Source organism: Pseudomonas sp. GW456-12-10-14-LB2, assembly GCF_002884345.1.
Lineage (GTDB): Bacteria > Pseudomonadota > Gammaproteobacteria > Pseudomonadales > Pseudomonadaceae > Aquipseudomonas > Aquipseudomonas paraglycinae.
The window spans coordinates 66,073-84,323 of record NZ_POHV01000014.1 but is presented as its reverse complement, the minus strand read 5'-3'; the positions used below and the strand labels follow the sequence as shown (position 1 = coordinate 84,323).

Below are 18,251 nucleotides of genomic sequence, written 5' to 3'. Positions count from 1 at the left end.
CCGTAAAAACCGTTCCAGGGGTTACAAGAGGCCCAGGACAGGGCCTCGCGGATCAGACCGGGTCGTTGCGTCGCAGCAACTCTTCGGGCAAGTGCTCGATGTACTCTTCCTCGGCCGGTGGCATTTGCAGGTGATAGCCCTGCTTTTCGAGGTTTTCCAGAACCACGGCAATGTCTTCGCTGGCCAGCTTGCGCTCGGGGCTCAGCACCAGATCAAAGGAATGCTTCGCCTTGCCGAACGCCGCCATCAGGCCTTCCGGCACACGCTCCAGCGCATCGCTCTTGAGCACGTACAGGTACATGCCGCTTTTCTTCGAACTTTGATAAATGGAACAAATACGTTTCAAGGCTGTTCTCCGGCGGTGGCCAGGCTGTCGAGCAGCTTCTGGCCCATCAATTCGCGGCGCCAGCCACGCAGCGAATCAGGCAATTGGTATGGGCCCTCGGGGAAGCCGCTTTTGACCAGCGCTTCGAGGGTTTTCTTGCGCAGCATCAGTTCCGGCGCGATGCCCAGACGTTCAGCTTCGGCCTGACCGAGCGCCCGCAGCTGTTTGATCAGCGCGGCGGCTTCGATCGGCAACGGCTCCGGCACGGCTGGCGGCCATTGATCAGGCCCCACACTGCCAGAGCGCTTGATCAGATCAAGCAGAAACTCGCCGTCCTGACGCACGGTACGCGGGTGCATGTCTTCGATCTTGCCCAGCGCGCTGAGGTTGTCCGGTTGGGTCCGGGCCAGCGGCCACAGCGAGTGTTCACGGACGATGCGGTTGCGCGGCAAGTCGCGGGCGCGGGCTTCGCGTTCACGCCAGGCACACAGCTCACGCAGCACGGCCAGTTGGGCGCGGGACAGTTTCCACGCCAGTTTGGCCTCGCGATACACCTCGTACGGATCGGTTTCGCGGCGCAGGTTGGCGACCAGTTCGGCGCCGTCCTCCAGCACCCAGGCGAATTTGTCGTCGGACAGTTTCGGACGCAGTTGTACGAAAACCTCCGCCAGATGCACGGCGTCTTCGGCGGCATAGCTGATTTGCGTGTCGGACAACGGACGCTGCAACCAGTCGGAACGGGTTTCGCCCTTCGGCAGTTCGATGCCGAGCACTTCCTGCACCAGACGCGAATAACCCATCGAGAACCCGAGGTTCAGGTAGGCAGCGGCCAGTTGGGTATCGAACAGCGGCGCCGGCAGGCTGCCGGTCAGGCGCAGCAGGACTTCGAGGTCTTCGCTGCAGGCGTGCAGGACTTTGAGCACCGCAGGGTTTTCCAGCAGCGCGGCCAAGGGTTGCCAGGCGTTTATGGTCAGCGGGTCGATCAGGTAGGCGCGTTTGCCGTCGCCGACCTGCAACAGGCCGGCAATCGGGTAGAAGGTGTCGACCCGCATGAATTCGGTGTCGAGGGCAACGAACGGCAGCTGCTGCCACTCGGCGCAAAACTGCGCGAGGCTATCGTTGTCGCGAATCCAGTGAATATCGATGGCCACACGGCTCTCCCTTCAAGAATGGCGCGCAGTATATATCGCCACCGGCGCTTTCCGCGCCTTTACAGGGCAAGAGCTTGATGAAATCTCCTGCCTGAGGGAAAGAATAGTCTTACAGAGTGAGTCTGCCGGCTCAGTCCTTGGCCAGCACCCCGTCGATCACCGCGCCCCGGCAGCCGGCAAACATGTCCAGATCCGGCTGGTAGACCTTGCTCTGCACTTCCAGCAGACCGAGCATCGAGTGAAACAGGTTGTCCTGACTCAATGGCTTGTCGCGGCTCATTTGCAGGCAATGGGTGTCGACCGAGTAGGACTTCTGATAGCTGTCGGAGAACCAGGCCAGCATCGCCACGTGTTTCTGCTGCTCCGGTGCCAGCATGTACGGCGTGCCGTGGAGGAACAGGTTGTACTCGCCCAGGGATTCGCCGTGATCGGACAGGTACAGCATGGCGGTATCGACCTTGTCCTGATTGCTGCGCAGCACATCGATCAGGCTCGACAGCACATGGTCGGTGTACACCAGCGTGTTGTCGTAGCCGTTGACGATGCTTTCGCGGCTGCAATTGTTCAGCGCGTTGCTTTCACACACCGGGGTGAAGCGCTCGTATTCCTTCGGATAGCGCTTGAAGTATTCCGGGCCGTGGCTGCCCATCTGGTGCAGGACCAGCACGGTGTCCTTGTCGAGGTGATCGATAAAGCTTTGCAGGCCCTGCAACAGGATTTCGTCGCGGCATTCGCTGTTGGCGCACAGTGCCGGGTCTTTCAGATTGCTGACATCCTGCAGGGTGACGCGATCGCAGGTGCCCTTGCAGCCGGACTGGTTGTCGCGCCAGACCACGTCGATCCCGGCACGTTTGAGCACGTCCAGCAGCCCTTCCTCATTCTTCGCCTTGCTGGCGTCGTAATCCTTGCGGCCCATGTTGGAGAACATGCACGGCACCGACACGGCGGTTTCCGTGCCGCAGGAATGCACGTCGGTAAAGGCGATCAGGCCGGCTTCCTTGTCCAGTTTCGGCGTGGTGTCGCGGCCATAACCGAGGATGCCGAAGTTTTCCGCCCGGGCACTTTCCCCCACCACCAGCACCGTCAGGGATTTGCGCGGATGATTCTGCACGGCGACGTTGCGCTGGGCGTCATCGCCGATCGTGACGAACGGTTGCTGCGCCGAAGCCACCTGTTCACGCAGATAACCGGCCGAAGCGCCGATGTAGTTGCTCGGCACCAGCATCAAGCGAATTTCGTGGTGATTGCGAAACAGCGACGACAGCCCTTGATAATTGGCCAGCGCAACGCCGCCAATGACCGCGACCGACGCGACACTCACCACAACTTTGCTTAATAACTCGCGATGCCAGCGACGATAGTTGACTGGAACTTTCCACAACAACCAGGACGGCAAGACACCCAGAAAAACGATATAAGCCAGCAACTTCAAAGACAGCAGATCGCGCACTTCAGTGGCATTGGTTTCGGCAAAGTTGCGAAACATGCCGGCATCGATCATTACACCGTATTGGCTCATGAAATAAGCCACGCCAGCGCTGACCATAAACAACAACGTCAACACGGGTTTCAACACGGGTCGAAACGCCAGCAACGTCAGAACGATGTTATACGCCGCGAAGATCATCACCCAGAACGCAATGCGCATGGCAATGCCTTTGCCGTCCGCAGCGGTGATATCGAACAGGTGCTGCCAGAGAACGAAATTGAATCCGGTCAAAAGAAAGGCGCTGGCAAACAACGTCACCCATTCCGGGCGCACGGCTTTTAACTTGAACATGGCGAGGGGCTATTTCCTTGAAAGAAGTGCCGTCGTCAATTGTGAAAATTTCATTGACTCAGACAACACAAACTTTAAGCAGGCAACCATCAATTTTTTGTGAAAAAGAAGCCAACGATTAGTTGGCCCATGAAATAACCATGAAACTTTCGGTGTATTTGAGAATGGTTCAGCTGTGGTTCAGTCGCAGTCGACGAGGTGCCGTATCGATTTTCTCGATAGCGACCCTGACTTTCTGATTTGCCGCCCCGCTCGCCTGCCCGCCTAATCGACCGTCTCTGGTTCAAAGGTCTGAAGATGGAAAACGTTCGCGCCACCACCCGCCCCGCTGTCTGGCTGATGCTCGGCATTATCCTGGTCGCCCTCAACCTGCGCCCGTCGATGGCGGCGGTCGGGCCCTTGCTCTCGGCCATTCGCGGCGATATGGCGCTCAGTTTCAGTCTCGCAGCGTTGCTGACCCTGCTGCCGGTGATGGCGATGGGGCTGGCGATGTTTTTCGGCATGGCGGTCAGCCAGCGCCTTGGTGAACAACGCACGGTGCTGCTGTCGTTGCTGATCATTGGCGTGGCAACGCTGTCGCGGTTGTTTCTCGACTCGGCGGGCGGATTGATCGCCAGCGCCGTGCTGGCCGGGATCGGCATTGCACTGATCCAGGCCTTGATGCCAGCGCTGATCAAATCGCGGTTTCCCGACAATGTGGCGCTGTGCATGGGCCTTTACGTCACCTCGATCATGGGCGGCGCGGCGCTGGCCGCTTCGTTCGCACCGTGGGTGCTGACACAGACCGGCAACTGGCGGGTGGGGCTGGCGGTCTGGGCGGTTTTGGCACTGCTCGCCATTCCTGTGTGGTGGACAACCCGCGCCACCTCACCGGACACCATCCGGACCGTCGTCAGAAAAGAATCCTTCTTCACGAATTCCCGCGCCTGGCTGCTCGCGATCTTCTTCGGTCTCGGCACCGCGTCCTACACCTGCGTGCTCGCCTGGCTGGCGCCGTACTACGTGGAAAAGGGCTGGAGCGAACAAAACGCCGGCCTGATGCTGGGTTTTCTGACGGCCATGGAGGTGATTTCCGGGCTGGTGGTGCCGGCCATTGCCAATCGCAGCCGTGACCGACGTCTGGTGCTTGGCGCCCTGCTCGGCCTGATCATCGCCGGATTCCTTGGCCTGATTCTCAGCCCGCAGCATCTGAGCCTGTTGTGGCCCTGCCTGCTCGGACTCGGCATCGGCGGGCTGTTCCCGATGAGCCTGATCGTGTCCCTCGATCACCTCGACGAACCACAACGTGCCGGCGGATTGACCGCATTCGTACAAGGGATCGGCTACCTGATTGCCGGGTTCTCGCCACTCATGGCCGGCATCGTTCGAGATCGACTGGGCAGCTTCGAGTGGGCCTGGTGGTCCCTGACAGCAGTGATGGCGCTCATGCTGCTGATGGTGCTGCGCTTCAACCCACGGCATTACGCCCGGCACATGGGCTGATCGGGCGAATGGCAGGCCGACCCGTCTGGATAAAGGCTTCTGGCCACCTTTTCCGGGTTTGATGGTGTACGTCGTGTTACTAAAACTTTCTGTCCCACAACTGACCGTGAAAAGTCCTACAGGGCTTTCTCCTGGCACCATCGTTCCGTTACGATCATGCGCACACGTTTGCGCGGATTCGGCGCAAGGAGCACAGCGAGACAGAACGGATGCTGAACAGTAACTTGCTTAGAAAGCTCGACATGCAGGATCTCATGGTGTTTGTCGCCGTGTATGAGCAAAGCAGCGTCACCGACGTGTCGGAGGCGCTGTTCGTCAGCCAGTCCACCGTCAGTTACTGCCTGAAAAAACTGCGCACCAGCTTCGAAGACGAATTGTTCGTCAACACCCGCACGGGCATGCGCCCGACCTACAAGGCCAGCAGCATGTACGGCCATGTGCAGAAAATCCTCGAAAGCATCAACCTCTGCCACGCCGGCGCTCCGACCTTCGACCCGATGGCGCAACCGGTGACCTTCAACATCTGCGCCCCGGAATACTTCGAGCAACTGATCCTGCCACGGATGTTGAAGCGCTTTGACTTCGATGACTTGCCGGTGATGGTCAACATGCACAAGTTCGAAACCGACGTGCCGGTCGAAGAATTGCGCGATGGCAGTCTCGATCTGGTGATCTGCTTCGGCCCGCACTTCCATCGCAGCCACGCCGACCTGAAATCAAGGATGTTGCTGGAAGATGACCTGGTCTGCGTCTTCGACAAACGCGCCACGCCGCTGGAGCCGCGCCTGAGCCTGCAAGCCTTCACCGAACGCCGGCATGTGTTCCCGACGCCGTGGACGTCGACCACCAACATGGTCGATGGCTGGCTGGCGCGGCAGGCGCAGAAACGCCAGATCGTCGCCCGCTCCAACAGTTACAGCGCAGCGTTGAAGATGATCACCGGCACCGATTTCATCCTGACCCTGCCCCGGCGGATCCAGCGTTTGCTGACCAACGACGCCGTGTTCAATCACTGCGAGGCGCCGAACGGCTTGCCGGGTTTCACCCTTGACATGCAGTGGTGCCACAACGTCGATCAGGACAGCGCCAACCTCTGGCTGCGCGAGCAGGTCATCAAGACCTGCGCGGAGCTGGAGGCAGCCTGAGTCCTACACGCCGATGGCGACTTTGCTGTAGGACTCGCGGTCGATATCGAGCAGTTCCACGCTCAACTGCACTTCGACACCGACCGGCCATTCGCACAGGTCCTGCAGCACCGCCAACAGGTTTTGCGAGAGTTGTTTCTTGATCTCCGGGGAACGACCGCTGAGCAGCGCCAGCCTCACCGCGACAAAGGCGCGCTCGTTCATGGCAGTGCCGACCTTGAAGGTTTCAACCTTGAGCGCACGGCTCTTGATATCGAACTCCGCCGCGAACTGACCGGAACCCACCAGCGTGTTATTGAGCCGGATCAACGCCACGTCGGCGTTCAGTTGCGGCAGGTTGGCGGTGTATTCCAGGTGCAGGTGTGGCATCTCGGTGCTCCAGTGGTTCGGCGGAAAGGTCGTACATATAACACAGCAACGCCTGACTCACGCCAGCGACGACATCACCGGACGCTCGCTCATGAACTGCTCCAGCCGCGAACGCAACCAGCGCTCGGCCGGGTCGCTGTCGACGTGGCTGAGCCAGACCATCGACAGGTCGAGGGTCGGGGTCTTGAACGGAAACGGCTCCTTGAACAAGAACCCGGAAGCGGCCATGGCGTCGGCGGTGTAATCCGGCAGGCTGGCAATCAGGTCAGTGCCGGCCAGCAGCGCTGGCAACGAACTGTACTGCGGCACCGACAACACCACCTGACGGGTACGACCGATGTCCGCCAGCCATTCATCGGCGTAGCCACTGACATTGGCAGTGTGGGAAACCAGCACGTGGGGTCGTGCGCAATATTCATCGAGGGTCAGCGGCGTGTCGGACTTGTCGGCACGCAGGATGCTCGGTTGGATGTGTCGCAATAGCTTGCGCTTGGCATTGGCCGGCAGGCCGCGGGTCTGGCTGATGCCGACGGTGATGTCGCCCGCCGCCAGAAGATCGGGAATCCGCCAGTAATCGACGTGTTGCACCACGAATACCACGCTCGGTGCTTCCTGGCGCAAGGCGCGCAACAGCGGCGGTAAAAGACCGAATTCGACGTCATCCGACAGACCGATGCGAAAGGTCATGGTGCTGACGGCGGGATCGAAATCCCGGGTCAGGCTGAGCGCCACCGACAGCGAGTCGAGCGCGGGTTTCAGGTGGCGATAAATGTCTTCGGCGCGGGCGGTCGGCTCCATGCGATGGCCGACGCGAATGAACAACGGATCGTTAAGCATGGTGCGCAGACGGTTGAGCGCCGAACTGATGGTCGGCTGGCCGAGAAACAGCTTCTCGGCGGCCCGGGTCACGTTGCGTTCGAGCATCAAGGTCTCGAACACCACCATCAGGTTGATGTCGGCCTTGCGTAATTCATTGCGGTTCATCCATTGCCCCCCGATCCCCAGATTGCGGCAGTGTAGAAAGGCCGCGGGGGCGGCGTCCATCGAAACGGCGTGTCATTGCACCGTCAACGTCTTCAGCCCCAGGCCCATGATCCGCGAATCGTCGTTGATACCCAGCTGTCGGGGGCTGACGGCATCCGGCAAGTGCAATTCGATATCGACCCGGCCATCGTTCCCGAGGCGCTGGCTGAGCTGGGCGCTGATCGGGATTTCCAGGCGATTGCCTTGAAACTGCGTCAAACGGGTCTCCAGTACCTGTTGGTCATTCAGGCTGACGATCACCCGCTGGCCGGGGTGCCCAGGCGAGATGAACGCCAGCGCGTCGATCACGATCGAACGCGCCGGCGGCTGCACCCGCAATTGGATTTTCGCCTGTCGCCCTTCTGTCCACGTCCCCCAGTTTTCCGGCTTCGACCAGCCGCTGGCCAGTTGTCGATTGCGATAATTGAAGGTCAGTGTTTGCCCTGGACGAGTGAGGGGCGTGAGCAAAATCTGCCGCCCTTCATCGGGCACCTGCAGGCACTCACTGCAGCGCTTCCAGCCCGGCGCCAGCACCGCCACCCCGTCCACGCGCGTCAGCAGATCGGTTTCACTGTTGATGCTCCGTGCGGCATCGACCAGAGCATCGTCGTCCAGCAGGTACAAAGAGTCAGCGTCGTATTGCCCCGAATCGAGCATCGCGCGTGCTTTCTGCTGTGCTTGCGCCAGCGCCGAAGTGCTCATGCGTCCCAGATACACTGCATCGGTTTTCATCCCGTGGGTCGCTGCGAAACCGGCGATCATCTGCCAGCGATCGCTCTGATTCTGCGGCATCAGGCTGCGCACATTGGCGTAACGCGCAGCAGCACTGGCCCAGAAGGGATCAGTCATCGGACTGGTCCAGTACGATGACGGGGTCAGCATTTTCCCCTGCCTGATGCCCATCCAGCCGCCGTGGGTGTCGGCCACCTGGATCAACAGCGCGACCGCAAGCAAACCGATGGCGATGCGTGGCCGGTAACCGCGTACCACTAGAAAAATCATGGTCAGGACGCAGGCATACAACACCGGCCAGAACATCCGACCCGAGGCACGAAAAATACTGGCCAAGGCGATGATTCGATCGGGTAGCGGATACTCGAACGTCAACGAGCCTATGCCTATTCGGTTCGACAGCGCGAACAGCCATAAACCGAGCATGGCCACCAGCAGCCATGGACGAGCACGCAATTCATCGTTCAAGAGTCGCCGGTTTCGCAGCCAGGCAAAAAAAGCCGGCGGCACCAGCAACAGAACACCCAGGCCGAAGTAGTTGAAACCTTCGTAATCCCCCTCCTCTTTCGGCAGACCGGGAAGGAGACGGGACCAGCCTGCCGGGTCGGCGGGCGACAGCAGATTCATCCGGTACAAACCAAAACCACTGGCTGCCGCGCCATCGGCAATGCTGAAGTAACCGGCCTGCCAGCAGCACACACTCACCAAGGCGAAAAGCACGCCGCCCTCGATCAGCCCTTGCCCCCGGGTCAATGACCGACTGAATGTCTTGCCCAGCAGGTCCGCCAGCCAGATCAGCGCAACCATGGCCAGCAGGTAGGCGTGCACCCAGGCCGTCACCGCCAGCAACGTGCCCCACGCCAGGCGACGACGTTGCAGATCCGGCAGCAACACCAGGTACAGCGCCGCCAGAATCAGGAAATGGCCCGCCAGGGAAAGGTGCCCCACCAGGCGAAAAAACATCACCGGCGAAAACGCCAGCAACCCTGCACCCAGAAGGCGAATCACGGGGTGGGGCGTCATCAGCCCCAGCAGTTTCCAGCCAAACCAGGCTTGCAGGACACAACAGGTCAGCAGCCACAAACCAAAATACTGGAAGGTCTCCGGCAACCAGCCACTGAACGGCTTGAACAACAGCGCCAGCAGTGGGTTGGAGTCGGAAAAAATGATTGCGCTGCCCAGTTCCAGGCCGTAAGACGGATTGAGCCCGAGCGGAAATGTCCAGGGCGCATGCCGGAAAAACGCCCAGCCCAGATAATGCGTGGCCGGATCGCCCTGCTCCAGCCAGCCAATGTTTTGCGGGTTCAGCGCTTGCGGTCCGACCACCAGAAAAAACACCAGAACACCCAAGAACAATGGCAGCAGGGAAAGTGCCGGGTGCTCCCGTGAATCCGTCATCGATATGTCCAGAAGTTGTGCAGTACAAAGGTGAATGCCGGAATCGTCAGCGCCACGGCAACGATTCCGGCGAGATAGTGCAGCCCGGCCATCTGCGCCGCCCAGGCCACGAACATCGCCAACAGAAAGCCGCCCGCCGAAACCAGCATGAAACGCAGCAGGGTTTTGCCGTGCAGTCGGGCAGAAAAACTCCAGGTGGTGTTGATCACATAGGACACCACCGTCGCCACGATAAAGGCCACGCCGTTCGCCAGAGGCGGCTGGTGGCTGACGAAATTGATGAACAGCACCGCCACCAGCGCATGCAGCGCGGTGACGAACAGACCGGTCACGGCGAAACGCAGACCGCGCTGGATCAACGGGGACTTTTCGGCGGCCGTCACGGTTTGCGCGCCAGCACGAACACGCTCAAACCGGCGAGGCGATTCATGCCCATCAACGGCAGCTCGAGACTGCACAGGGTTTTCAGCAGCGTATTGACCAGCGGATGATGTTTTTTCAGCTGCGAACGCGGTGCCGAACCCCGAGCGCCGCCGGGTATCAGGCGCGACGCCAGCGCAATCGGGAACACCGCTCCGAAGTAATAAGCGCCCCGCTCTACCGCCAATCCGGCCTTACCCGCCAGAGCCTCGAATTGCCCCAGGGTATAGCGACGTTTGTGTTCGAGAAAATCATCATGCCCGCTCCACATGAACTGGAACGCCGGCACGGTCATCAAAAAACGGCTGCCGGACGGCACTTTGTCGACGTAGGACTTGAGCAGGCCGAGGTCGTCATCGACGTGTTCCAGCACATCCATCAGTAACACCAGATCAGCGTCCACGCTGTCGATCGAGCGACGGTAATGCACGGGTTTGCTGGCAGTGGTGGCGCTCGAGTCGGCCGGGTAACTGATGTCCACGCACCACGCTTCGCGCGCCGCCGTGTGGGTCAATAAATGATGGGAAAAGAAGCCTGAACCGGCACCGACATCGAGGATTCGCTTGATCGGCGCTTCACCCAGCAAGCGCCGGGTCGCAGCCGCTTTGGAGCAGTAATACCAATGCTCGCCGATGCTGTCGCCGAGGATGTCGGTTTCCTTGAGGTCCATCGGTCAGTCCTTGGGATCGTAAACGCGGCGCACCAGAAAGACCGGTCGGCGCTTGGCTTCAATGTAAGTGCGCCCCAGGTATTCACCGAGTACGCCAATGCCGATCAGTTGCAGGCCACCGAGGAATGTCACGGCCACCATCAGCGACGCATAACCCGGCAGATCGACACCGTACAGTAGCGTGCGCACCACGATGAACATGGCAAAGGCGAACGACACCAGCGACACCATCGCTCCCAGATATGTCCAGATCCGCAGCGGTTCGGTGCTGAAACTGGTGATGCCTTCCAGCGCAAAATTCCACAGTCGCCAGCCATTGAACTTGGTCTGCCCCGCCGCCCGCTCCGGGCGCTCGTATTCGACTTGCGTGGTGCGGAAACCGACCCAGGCGAACAGGCCCTTCATGAAACGCCGCGATTCCGGCAAGGTCAGCAATGCATCGACCACACAGCGATCCATCAAGCGAAAATCGCCGACATTCTCCGGCAACGGCTGATCGGCAATCCGGTTGTGCAGGCGATAGAACCAGTTGGCGGAGGTCTGCTTGGCCCAGGTGTCGTTGCGCCGGCTGAGACGATGCCCCAGTACCACTTCGAAGCCTTCTCGCCAACGCTCGATCATCTGCAAGATCACCTCGGGAGGGTCTTGAAGATCGACATCGATCGGCACCACGATCTGCCCGGTGACGATCTGCAAACCGGCGGACAGCGCCGCTTCCTTGCCGAAATTGCGGCTCAGATCAACGATGCGGATGCGTGAATCGCTCTGCTGGCAGTTCAGGAGACGCTCCAGCGTCGTATCGGAACTGCCGTCGTTGACGAACACCAGTTCCAGGTTGATTAGCGCCTCTTGCTCGAATACGTGACGAATGCGCAGGAGGAAGCCGTCGAGGCTGTCCTCTTCGTTGAACACGGGAACCACCAGCGACAACTTCACCGGGCCCGCGTGCTGCGTTCCATTCGAGTGGGTCAATGGACTGCTCTTTTTTTATAGTGATTGTCGGTCGCCGAACGCTGTTCGACGCCATGAGCCGCACCGTATTAAGCAGCAGCCCGAAATGTCATGCAAGGGTGAAACGACGGCGTTCCGGCCAATCCGGAGGGCGATCCCTGCGCTCTGGCCCGCGCCTTCCAGAAACATTCACGAACGATTGGAAACAAATCCCCGATAGCCAAAAAACCGCGCTCCGCTAGGCTTGCGTCGAGGCGTCACACAGGCTGTCGCACATAAATCGCATGGAGCGAACTGAATGTATTTCGAGATTTACAGGCAATCCAAAGGCACCCCGAGCACCGGCAAGGGCCAATGGCGCTGGCGGCTACGCGCGGGCAACCACGAGACGGTCGCCAGTGGCGAATCGTATGTGAACAAGGCGGATTGTCTGCATGTGATCGAGTTGATCAAGAGTGTGCAGGGAGAGACTCCGGTCAAGGAGATCTGAGGACTGTCCAGGACGCCGGGCTGCCTGAGTTGGCAGCTCCGGCGACTTCTGAAGTTGCTTCAGAATCTCTCAGGAATGTTCCGGAACGGATAATCCGACTCCTTGTATCCCCCCGGTTTCTGCCGCTTGGGCAATGTCACCTTCTCTCGCGGCACCTCTTTGTAGGGGATGCGACTGAGCAGGTCGGAGATGATATTGAGCCGCGCCCGACGCTTGTCGTTCGAGTTGGCCACCAGCCACGGTGCGTAATCGGTGTCGGTCGCTTCGATCATGTCGTCCCGTGCCCGGGAGTAGTCATACCAGCGGCTGTAGGACTTGAGGTCCATCGGCGACAGTTTCCAGATCTTGCGTCCGTCGACAATGCGCGCCTCCAGGCGCCGGGTCTGTTCTTCCTGGCTGACATTCAGCCAGTACTTGAGCAGGATCACCCCCGAACCGACAACTGCGCGCTCCACCAGCGGCACGGTCTTGAGAAACTTGTCGACCTGTTTGTCCGTGCAAAAGCCCATAACCCGTTCGACGCCGGCGCGGTTGTACCAACTGCGGTCGAAGATCACCACTTCGCCGGCCGCCGGCAAATGTGGCAGGTAGCGCTGCATGTACATCTGGCTCTTCTCGCGATCGGTCGGCGCCGGTAACGCGATGACGCGAAAGACTCGCGGGCTGACCCGCTCGGTCAGCGCCTTGATGGTGCCGCCCTTTCCCGCACCGTCACGGCCTTCGAAGATGATGCAGATCTTGATGCCTTCGGCCTTCACCCATTCCTGCATTTTTACCAGTTCGACATGCAGGCGGCGCAGTTCCGCAAGGTAGTCCTTATTCGACAGTTTTGTATGTTCGTCAGTTTTTTCTCGGGGCGAGTCTTTCTTCTTTCCCTTTGCCATGACCAGACCTCTCGGGTTGGAACGACAGCCAGGCTCGTTGGCAATGCATGACCTGGAACCGGAAAGTTTAGTCATTTATCGCAAAACGCAAGCAAACGTGCAGTAAGTCACAGACAACGTGCTTATTTCGAAAAAGCCTGTGCAGTTTTTGACGGAACGCCAATCGCCAACCATCCTCCTTCACGGCGCAGCGTCCGATGTTGGCCGTGGATGTCTCGCTGGATGCAAACCTGCCATTTGGATGTGGGGAAGAGGTCATGCACAGTTCGCTCTTGCGTGCCGCGTCGCTCCTGCTCGCCTTGAGCGCTGCACCGCTCTTGTTGCAGGCCGCCGATGCACCTGCGGCCCCGGCGGCTGCCAGCGCTGCGACCAAAGATGCCGTGTTTACCACGGAACAGCTCGATCAGATGCTCGCGTCGATTGCCCTGTATCCCGATCCACTGCTCGCTCAAGTGCTGATGGCCACCACCTATCCGGGAGAAGTCGCCGAAGCCGCAGCCTGGTCCAAGGCCCATCCGGACGCCAAGGGCGATGACGCAGTCAAGCGAGTAGCCAGCCAGACGTGGGATCCGAGCGTGCAGGCGTTGGTGGCGTTTCCGCAGGTTTTGGCGACACTGGGGCAGGATCCGGTCTGGGTGCAACGTCTGGGGGATGCCTTTCTGGCCCAGCCTGACGAACTCATGGCGGGCGTTCAGCGCTTGCGGCGTCAGGCCCAGGCGGCGGGCAATCTGCAGAGCAATCAATATCAGAATGTGACAGTGCAAAACGTAACGCCGCCCATCTCTGCCGGGACAACCAAGCCTGCCGACAACACGACCATCATCATTCAGCCCGCCGATCCGCAGGTGGTCTACGTCCCGACCTATAACCCGACGACCACTTACGGCACCTGGCCTTATCCGGCCTCGCCGCCGGTGTATTACCCGCCGCCCGCTTACTACCCGGGTCAGGCACTGGTGGCAGGATTGGCTTTCGGTACGGGCGTGGCGGTCGTCGCGTCGTTGTGGGGCGACTGCGACTGGGGCAATAACGACATCGACATCGATGTGAACCGTTACAACAACATCAACGCCAACAACCGCATCACCAACAACCAGAACAAGTGGCAGCACAACACCGTGCATCGCGATGGCGTGCCCTATCGTGACAACCGCAGCCGCGCCCAGTATGGCCGGCAGCTGGACGGTGCGGCTCAGCGTGACGCCTATCGCGGCGACAACGCGCAGCGGGCGCAGGCTCGGGAACAGGCGCGCAGTTCGATGGACAGAGCCGGTTTTGAACGCCCCGCCACCAGCAATCGGGAAGCCCGCAATCAAGTCCGCGAAGCGCAATCCGCCAATGTCGGCAACCGCCTGCAAGGTGGTGCGGACAGACCCAGAGCCGCCGACCGCGCTCAAGCCAACACGCGGGAGGCGCGCCAGCCGGGCGTTAATCAACGTGACAACCGTGCGTCTCAGGCCCGACCCGCCGCGGGCAGTGCGCGAAACAACGCCTTTGCCGGTGCGCGCGCTCCGTCACAGACCCGAGTGCAGGCTGATCGCGGCCGGGCCAGCCAGATTTCTGCGCAACGTCCCAACACCTCCCGCGCCGCCGGACATCAGATCAGCCGGCCGTCCGGCGGAGGCATGCGCCAGAGAGGAGGTGGCCGCCGATGAACATTCATTCTCTGGTCAGGAGCTGCCTGACCCTCGCTGCCGGCCTCGCATTCTCGACCTTCGTCTCGGCCCAGCAAGTATTTCCAACCCCGGAAAAAGCCGCTGACGCCTTCGTCGAAGCCCTCGGTACGCAACACGCCGACCAAAAACGCCTGACCGAACTGCTGGGCGAGGAATGGCACAGCTTCATTCCCCGTGAAGGCGTGCAGCGCAGCGATGTCGATGCCTTCCTGCAGCAATACCGCGAACAGCACACGCTGGAAAAGACCGGCGACAGCAAGGCCGTGCTCTCCGTCGGGCCCGATCACTGGACGCTGCCCATCCCGCTCATCAAAGACAAAACCGGCTGGCGCTTCGACATGAACGCCGCAAAGGCCGAAATCCGTGCCCGCCGCATCGGCCGCAACGAACTGGCGGCAGTGCAATCGGCGCTGGCCTACCACGATGCGCAAATGGACTACGCCTCGGAAGACCGCGACGGCGACGGCGCCCTCGAATACGCACAGAAAATCTTCAGCTCCCCCGGCAAACACGACGGCCTCTATTGGCCAGAAGACGACACCAACCAGATCAGCCCCCTCGGCCCTGCCTTTGGCCAGGCCATCAACGACGAAGACTGGCACGGCTACCACTTCCGCATCCTCGACGCCCAAGGCCCGTCAGCCCCGGGCGGCGCCTATAGCTATCTGATTGGAGACAAGATGAGCCGCGGATTCGCCTTGATCGCCTGGCCTGCGAAGTATGCCGACACCGGGGTGATGAGCTTCATGATCAGCCATGAGGGCCAGGTGTTTCAGAAGGACCTCGGGCCGGATGGGGAGAAAGTGGCGAAGGCAATGAAGCGGTTTGATCCGGATGATAGTTGGGAGGTGGTGGATTTGGGGCAGAAGTAGTTGGGGGTATCGAATTGCGTTGGATCAGAAACGAAAAAGCCCCGTAGCTTCTCAGCTACGGGGCTTTTTCTATGTATGGCGGAGAGATAGGGATTCGAACCCTAGGTACCGGTGAAGGTACAACGGATTTCGAATCCGTCCCATTCGGCCACTCTGGCATCTCTCCAACGGCGCGCATCATAACAACACTTTTAGCGAAAGCAAACCCTCTTTCGAAAATTTCTCCGTGCTATCAGATGCTTGCGTCGATTAAAGCGGTACGCCCAGACGGTTGGCGACTTCTTCGTAGGCTTCGATGACGTCACCGAGGCCCTGGCGGAAGCGGTCCTTGTCCATCTTCTTCTTGGTGTCCTTGTCCCACAGACGGCAGCCGTCCGGGCTGAACTCGTCGCCCAGGACGATGGAGCCGTCGCTGAACACGCCGAATTCAAGCTTGAAGTCCACCAGCAGCAGGCCTGCGTCGTCGAACAGTTTGCTCAGGACTTCGTTGACCTTGAGCGACAGTTCTTTCATGCGCGCCAGTTGCTCGGCGGTGCCCCAGCCGAACGCCACGACGTGGGATTCGTTGATGAACGGGTCGCCCTTGGCGTCGTCCTTCAGGAACAGTTCGAAGGTGTACGGGTTGAGCTTCATGCCCTCCTCGACGCCCAGACGCTTGACCAGGCTGCCGGCGGCGTAGTTACGCACGACGCACTCGACCGGGATCATGTTGAGTTTTTTCACCAGCACTTCGTTGTCGGCCAGCAGCTTGTCGAACTGGGTCGGAATGCCAGCCGCTTCGAGTTTCTGCATGATGAAGGCGTTGAACTTGTTGTTCACCATGCCTTTGCGGTCGAGCTGCTCGATGCGCTTGCCGTCGAACGCCGAAGTGTCGTTGCGAAACAGCAGGATCAAGCGGTCAGCGTCGTCGGTCTTGTAAACCGATTTGGCTTTGCCGCGGTAGAGTTCTTCACGTTTTTCCATGATGGGCTCCGCTTGCTAAGTAGATGGGCTAGGCGATGTGGCGCCAGTCGAGCCCTGAATCTTGATCGGCCAGTTGCAGCCAGTCCGGGTCGCACCCGAGGGTGTCGACAAAACATTGCCGGGCCAGCTGCGGCAGGTTGTTCTTGCTGCTCAGATGGGCCAGGACCAGGTGTTGCAGGCCTTGCCAGCCCAACTCGGCCACCAGGAATGCCGCCTGATGGTTGTTCAAATGTCCCAGCTCGCCGCCCACCCGCTGCTTGAGAAAGTACGGGTAATGACCACGGGCCAGCATGTCGCGACAGTGATTGGACTCGATCATCAACGCATCAAGGTCCCGATAACCGTCCAGCACCCGCTCGCAGTAAGAGCCCAGGTCAGTCAGCAGGCCGAAGCGCCGCTCACCGTCACTGAACACGTACTGGGTCGGTTCCTGCGCATCATGGGCCACGGCAATGACCCCGATGTTCAGAGCACCGATCTGCAGTTGCTCGCCACCAGTCACGAAACCGGCAGGTTCAATCGGTTTGCGCATCCCGCGCAGTGTGCCGCGACTGAGGTAGACAGGCAGATTGTAGCGCCGAGACAGCAAACCCACGCCATGCACGTGGTCGGCATGTTCGTGGGTTACGAGTATCGCGCTCAGTTGCGCCGGGTTCACACCCAGGCGCAACAGGCGTTTTTCGGTTTCCCGCAGGGAAAAACCACAATCCACCAGCACATACGTATCAGCACTGGCGATCAGCGTGCCGTTCCCTTGGCTACCGCTGCCGAGAACGGCAAAACGCATTGGATCAGCCCAGGTTGTCCTGAATCACGCTCAACACTTTGCGAGCCACATCGGCCGGCGCAACGGTGTTGATGTTTTTCTCGACGGTCACCTGAACGTTCTCGCCGACCTTGCTCAGGCGAACCTGATAGCGCTCGGCGCGGGCTTCAACTTCTTCCTTGGTCGGCGCGCTGCCGAACAGGCTGCTGAAGAAACCAGGCTTCTCGTCTTTCTTCTCGGCCTTTTCGGACAAGTTGATGTAGTAGAGACCCAAGCTGCGGTTGATGTCTTCAACGCGCCATTCGCCCTGCTCCAGCGCACGACCGACGCTCGACCAGGCACGATCCAGGTCCGTACCGACGTTCAGTACCGGGTTGCCGCTGCCGTCTTCACTCAGGCTGACACGGCTCGGGGTATCGAAATCACGCGAAGCCAGCATCGACACCGAACCACCCTTCTCGGAGGTACGGCTCATGCTTGCGAGCATGTCGTCGACCAGCGCAGCGTCCAGGCCAGTGTTGACCGAACGGTTGGTGAAATCGACATTGGCGGTGCTGCCGGCAGGACGCTCGGCGCTGACCACATAGACTTCACTGGTGTTGCGCTGCACGCCTGGCTCGATGCGCACCCGCACGCGGGTTTCGCTGTCGTTGCTGACGCCGGCGGCGCTCAGGCGCTTGGCCATGGCGGCGGACAGTTCGTCGGAATGCTGCCAGGTAGTGGTGAATTCACCGGTTTGCGGGCGCTGTTCATCCAGACGGAAACCGTTGTCCTGGAAGTACTGCACCGCCACTGGCCAGACTTCGGCCGGTGGGTGCTGGGCCATGACCCAACGCGAATCACCGCTCTTCTGCAGCGAGTAGTCGCTGGCGTCGGCAACGGTCGACAGCGGTTGAGGGCGCGGAACGATGTATTCACCCTTGGCGGTGTCGTCGGCCACGTTGCGCGGGATCGGCAGCAGCGGATCCAGGCGCTTGGAGGTGCTGACATCCGGTGGCAGTTGCATCGGTGCAGTCTGTTGCGCTTCCAGGTAATCGCTACCACGGTCACGGAAATAACCTTCCGGGCCCCAGACCCATCCGCAGCCACTGGTGCTGGAGATAATCAAGGCAAGTGCGGAAAGTCCGGCCATTCGCTTCATGCGTTGTACTTCC

The 18,251-nt window shown here is 60.2% G+C and carries 18 protein-coding genes and 1 tRNA gene; 5 read left to right on the top strand and 14 right to left on the bottom strand.

Going from position 1 to position 18,251, the window contains the following annotated elements; all coding sequences use genetic code 11:
- Positions 1 to 52 precede the first annotated feature (52 nt).
- The 3 genes from C1X29_RS12075 to C1X29_RS12065 form a co-directional block, all read right to left on the bottom strand.
- Positions 53 to 346 carry a YcgL domain-containing protein gene (locus C1X29_RS12075; RefSeq protein WP_102717526.1) on the bottom strand — a complete coding sequence of 98 codons (294 nt, stop codon included), beginning with the start codon at positions 344 to 346 and terminating at the stop codon, positions 53 to 55.
- Complete coding sequence (gene rnd, locus C1X29_RS12070) at positions 343 to 1,476, bottom strand: ribonuclease D (protein WP_007958043.1); 1,134 nt, start codon at positions 1,474 to 1,476, stop codon at positions 343 to 345. Before rnd ends, C1X29_RS12075 begins: the two co-directional genes overlap by 4 nt.
- Positions 1,477 to 1,606: 130 nt before the next feature.
- The gene (locus tag C1X29_RS12065; RefSeq protein ID WP_102717525.1) at positions 1,607 to 3,256 is read right to left on the bottom strand and encodes a phosphoethanolamine transferase; all 1,650 of its coding nucleotides are present in this window, start codon (positions 3,254 to 3,256) and stop codon (positions 1,607 to 1,609) included.
- 297 nt (positions 3,257 to 3,553) lie between these two features.
- Here C1X29_RS12065 and C1X29_RS12060 point away from each other — a divergent pair, with 297 nt between their 5' ends.
- Positions 3,554 to 4,738 carry a cyanate transporter gene (locus tag C1X29_RS12060; protein ID WP_102717524.1) on the top strand — a complete coding sequence of 395 codons (1,185 nt, stop codon included), beginning with the start codon at positions 3,554 to 3,556 and terminating at the stop codon, positions 4,736 to 4,738.
- Positions 4,739 to 4,947: 209 nt separating this feature from the next.
- A complete protein-coding gene (locus C1X29_RS12055) occupies positions 4,948 to 5,883 on the top strand; it encodes a LysR family transcriptional regulator (protein WP_085747210.1) in 936 nt (311 codons plus the stop codon).
- 3 nt (positions 5,884 to 5,886) lie between these two features.
- Here C1X29_RS12055 and C1X29_RS12050 read toward each other — a convergent pair whose 3' ends face one another.
- The 6 genes from C1X29_RS12050 to C1X29_RS12025 form a co-directional block, all read right to left on the bottom strand.
- Positions 5,887 to 6,252, bottom strand: a complete 366-nt coding sequence (locus C1X29_RS12050) for a 5-carboxymethyl-2-hydroxymuconate Delta-isomerase (protein WP_085683117.1) — start codon at positions 6,250 to 6,252, stop codon at positions 5,887 to 5,889.
- Positions 6,253 to 6,309: 57 nt separating this feature from the next.
- A complete protein-coding gene (locus C1X29_RS12045) occupies positions 6,310 to 7,236 on the bottom strand; it encodes a LysR substrate-binding domain-containing protein (RefSeq protein WP_045121852.1) in 927 nt (308 codons plus the stop codon).
- Between the two features lie 72 nt (positions 7,237 to 7,308).
- The gene (locus tag C1X29_RS12040) at positions 7,309 to 9,405 is read right to left on the bottom strand and encodes a DUF6311 domain-containing protein (RefSeq protein ID WP_102717523.1); all 2,097 of its coding nucleotides are present in this window, start codon (positions 9,403 to 9,405) and stop codon (positions 7,309 to 7,311) included.
- Entirely contained in the window at positions 9,402 to 9,788 is a 387-nt protein-coding gene (locus tag C1X29_RS12035; protein WP_085747212.1) for a GtrA family protein, read from the bottom strand. Before C1X29_RS12035 ends, C1X29_RS12040 begins: the two co-directional genes overlap by 4 nt.
- Positions 9,785 to 10,495 (bottom strand): bifunctional 2-polyprenyl-6-hydroxyphenol methylase/3-demethylubiquinol 3-O-methyltransferase UbiG, encoded by a 711-nt coding sequence (locus C1X29_RS12030; RefSeq protein ID WP_102717522.1) that lies wholly within the window; start codon positions 10,493 to 10,495, stop codon positions 9,785 to 9,787. Before C1X29_RS12030 ends, C1X29_RS12035 begins: the two co-directional genes overlap by 4 nt.
- A 3-nt stretch (positions 10,496 to 10,498) precedes the next feature.
- A complete protein-coding gene (locus C1X29_RS12025) occupies positions 10,499 to 11,467 on the bottom strand; it encodes a glycosyltransferase family 2 protein (RefSeq protein ID WP_085747214.1) in 969 nt (322 codons plus the stop codon).
- A 277-nt stretch (positions 11,468 to 11,744) separates the two neighbouring features.
- Between C1X29_RS12025 and C1X29_RS12020 the strand changes: the two genes are divergently transcribed.
- Positions 11,745 to 11,936, top strand: coding sequence for a DUF1508 domain-containing protein (locus tag C1X29_RS12020; RefSeq protein WP_011332915.1), 192 nt, complete (start codon positions 11,745 to 11,747; stop codon positions 11,934 to 11,936).
- A 59-nt stretch (positions 11,937 to 11,995) separates the two neighbouring features.
- On the opposite strand, the gene ppk2 is transcribed toward C1X29_RS12020, so the two are convergent.
- Positions 11,996 to 12,820: a polyphosphate kinase 2 gene (gene ppk2, locus C1X29_RS12015; protein WP_085747215.1), complete on the bottom strand. Its 825-nt coding sequence runs from the start codon at positions 12,818 to 12,820 to the stop codon at positions 11,996 to 11,998.
- Between the two features lie 257 nt (positions 12,821 to 13,077).
- Between ppk2 and C1X29_RS12010 the strand changes: the two genes are divergently transcribed.
- Both C1X29_RS12010 and C1X29_RS12005 read left to right on the top strand, forming a co-directional pair.
- Positions 13,078 to 14,475, top strand: coding sequence for a DUF3300 domain-containing protein (locus C1X29_RS12010; protein WP_102717521.1), 1,398 nt, complete (start codon positions 13,078 to 13,080; stop codon positions 14,473 to 14,475).
- Positions 14,472 to 15,368 carry a DUF2950 domain-containing protein gene (locus C1X29_RS12005; protein ID WP_085747217.1) on the top strand — a complete coding sequence of 299 codons (897 nt, stop codon included), beginning with the start codon at positions 14,472 to 14,474 and terminating at the stop codon, positions 15,366 to 15,368. The genes C1X29_RS12010 and C1X29_RS12005 overlap by 4 nt, the downstream gene beginning before the upstream one ends.
- A 76-nt stretch (positions 15,369 to 15,444) precedes the next feature.
- On the opposite strand, the gene C1X29_RS12000 is transcribed toward C1X29_RS12005, so the two are convergent.
- The 4 genes from C1X29_RS12000 to bamC form a co-directional block, all read right to left on the bottom strand.
- Positions 15,445 to 15,534, bottom strand: a tRNA-Ser gene (locus C1X29_RS12000).
- An 83-nt stretch (positions 15,535 to 15,617) separates the two neighbouring features.
- Complete coding sequence (gene purC, locus C1X29_RS11995) at positions 15,618 to 16,331, bottom strand: phosphoribosylaminoimidazolesuccinocarboxamide synthase (protein WP_102685970.1); 714 nt, start codon at positions 16,329 to 16,331, stop codon at positions 15,618 to 15,620.
- A gap of 28 nt (positions 16,332 to 16,359) precedes the next feature.
- Positions 16,360 to 17,118 carry an MBL fold metallo-hydrolase gene (locus C1X29_RS11990; protein ID WP_007958017.1) on the bottom strand — a complete coding sequence of 253 codons (759 nt, stop codon included), beginning with the start codon at positions 17,116 to 17,118 and terminating at the stop codon, positions 16,360 to 16,362.
- A gap of 4 nt (positions 17,119 to 17,122) precedes the next feature.
- The gene (gene bamC, locus C1X29_RS11985; RefSeq protein WP_102685969.1) at positions 17,123 to 18,238 is read right to left on the bottom strand and encodes an outer membrane protein assembly factor BamC; all 1,116 of its coding nucleotides are present in this window, start codon (positions 18,236 to 18,238) and stop codon (positions 17,123 to 17,125) included.
- Positions 18,239 to 18,251 lie beyond the last annotated feature (13 nt).